2 protein-coding genes are annotated in these 2,595 nt (G+C 57.9%); both read left to right on the forward strand.

Annotated elements, in window-relative coordinates; translation table 11 throughout:
* Positions 1-507: 507 nt before the first annotated feature.
* On the forward strand, positions 508-1,401 hold the full coding sequence (locus tag HNE04_RS27755; protein ID WP_172227115.1) for an SDR family oxidoreductase: 894 nt from the start codon (positions 508-510) through the stop codon (positions 1,399-1,401).
* Between the two features lie 437 nt (positions 1,402-1,838).
* On the forward strand, positions 1,839-2,595 hold a 757-nt coding region (locus tag HNE04_RS27760; RefSeq protein WP_172227118.1), incomplete at its 3' end, for a CmcJ/NvfI family oxidoreductase.

Consider the following 2,595-nt stretch of genomic DNA (forward strand, 5'->3'; position numbering starts at 1 on the left):
GTACTGGATGAGTGGCTAGTTTGCTCAGCAGACGCGATGCGTGCCGTAAGTATGATGTGTCTCCTATTAGTCACCAGGTTCTCCGCAACTTTCTCGCCAAGGCCCGGCGTACCGGAGTCAACGGAGAGTTGCGACCGCCCATGCGAGCTCTTAATCGGCCCGTCGAGGAATGAAATTTAGCACTTGACCCAGGAAATCAACTGCAGACTCGCAGCTTCGGGTGCTGATTTCCGCCACCAAAAACTCAGAAAACGCAGCAATGCTGCGGGTGCCCGAAAAAGCTTCACGAAGATCGCGCGCGCGCCCTGCTCAGATCGCGCGCGCCCTGCTCAATAGGGAGTCGAGTTCGATGCGCGCTCGTAGGCCCACTTGTCCATCTCTAGGAGATCGCTGCCGTCGTCGGTCTTGGTCATCTTGGGCATCCCACCATGACTGCAGATCTCGTTGAGTGCCAATACGACATCGACCCTCTTCAGGCTCTGACCAACATCGGCAAGGCACTCTCGCGTGAACAGATCGACCAGCGTGAGTGCTGAAAGCAGCCTCGGCCGAAAGACGGCATGGACGGCATCGCCTTTGCAGAAATTGAGCGCCAAAGGCGATTCGTTCGCGGTGACGGTGCAGTGCGCCTCGTCTACGATCTACGCTAACTCACTTGGCAAAGGGCTTTTCATGACCACAGTTCTGATCACGGGTGCAAACCGCGGTGTCGGCCTGGCTCTCGTGAAGGAGTACGCAACCGGCGGCGATCAGGTAATCGCCACCTGCCGCGAACCAGCGAAGGCCGACGCACTGAATTCGTTCGCCATGGCGTCAAATGGGCGCGTGCGCATCCTTCCGCTCGAGATCGCCGACGAAGTCTCGATTGCATCCCTCAAGCGCGTGCTTGCGGACGAGCCGATCGATATCATTATCAACAATGCCGCGATCAACGGCACACCCAAGGAGCAGACCTACCTGCGCATCGATGGCGAGAACTACATTCATGCGGTGCGCGTGAATGCCCTTGGTCCGATGCTTCTTTCCCAGGCATTGTTCGCCAATCTTAGGCGCGGCACGGCTAAGCGATTGGTAGCGATCACCAGCTCCTACGGCTCCATCGGCAGGGACTGGGACCGTACCGTCACTGCGCACGAAAGATACGCCTATCGGGCATCAAAGGCGGCGCTCAACATGGGCATGCGTTCGCTGTCGCGCGACTGGGCGGAGTTCGGCGTGATCGTGGGAATCATTGAACCGGGCTGGGTGCGAACCGACATGGGAGGCAAGTCGGCCCTAGAAACGGCGACGTCCATTTCTGCCGAGGAAAGCGCGCGCGGCATGAAGGACTGCATCTCCAAGCTGACGCCCGAGACGAGTGGCATTTTTCAGAGATTCTGGGGCGAAGTACTTCCTTGGTAGCCGTTCAAGTGCAGCGGACACTTCCATCGGCGCCAGCCAAAAAGTGGCACCAACGATTCGAGGGGTGGTCTCGTCCCTTCGACATCAGTAGGATCTCGCGCGTTGGCTGGAGAAGCTGCGCTGCTCGAATGGTCTCGCGGGCTGCGAGGTGCGGCAGCCGATGCAACCCTGCAAGCGCATCGCGCAATAGTTCGACGATGAGATGGTCGCGCGTCCTCTCCTATATCGGAGCAACTTTTCCAACCTTGCGTGGGAACGCCTCCACGGTCATCTGCGGATACAGGGCGTGGTTCTGGGAAACCATGTCCGCGCCGTTGGAAGCGCGCACATCTCGCGGTCGGTTTGCAGAAACTCTGCAATCGCTGGTGGTGTATCGCTGCGTTTGAGCTTCGACTCCTGCATATATTTCTTCTTCTCCAAAGATAAGGAACAGCACTATGGGAAATGCAAAGCGAGCCCCAGAATCAGCAAGCCCTGAGCACCTTGAGTGCGTGCAGGGTCAAATTGCCTTTGCGCGACGCACACCCGACGAGAAGACTCAGGAAGCTACCACGCCTGGATATGATTTTCCAAGAGTCGTCCACGATGTCACGGTCCGCAACGCGCGGCCGATCGCAGACGAGTTGTCGCTCGAGAAGGAGGGCTTCGTTCTCGTTCAGCACAAGCTATCCTGTCTGAATGAACGCGATCCAGACATCCTGCGCAAGAAGTATATGGAGGAGATGGTTCCATTCATCAAGGATTACTTCAAGGCCTCGTGGGTGCAGACCGTGGACCTTGGCGGTGTCACTATTCGCTCCCTCGGCGGGAACTCCTTCTCCCGGCCCGCGAACGAGACCAAATTAAGCGTAAGAGCCCACGGAGCTGGGCACGCTCATATTGATTACTCGCCGGCCGGTGGACCCATGATTGCTGCGAGGGACAGTCAACTGCAGGGGATCGAGATTCGGCCGTATTCCCGCTTGATGATCATCCAAGCGTGGCAGGCGGTTTCACCGCCTCCGCAGGATTTCCCCTTGGCGTTCTGCGATGCCTCCTCCATTGAAGATGCTGATCTTCTTGACACTTACTATCGATCCCCCCATGGCGTCACGCACAAGTCCTGGGTTCTTCGCCACAACCCGTCCCACCGCTGGTACTACGTGCCCGACCTGACGCGAGACGAGTTCTTTCTGTTCAAGGGCTATGATTCCG

Source organism: Caenimonas soli (assembly GCF_013155545.1).
In the GTDB taxonomy this organism is placed as follows: Bacteria; Pseudomonadota; Gammaproteobacteria; order Burkholderiales; family Burkholderiaceae_C; genus Ramlibacter; species Ramlibacter soli.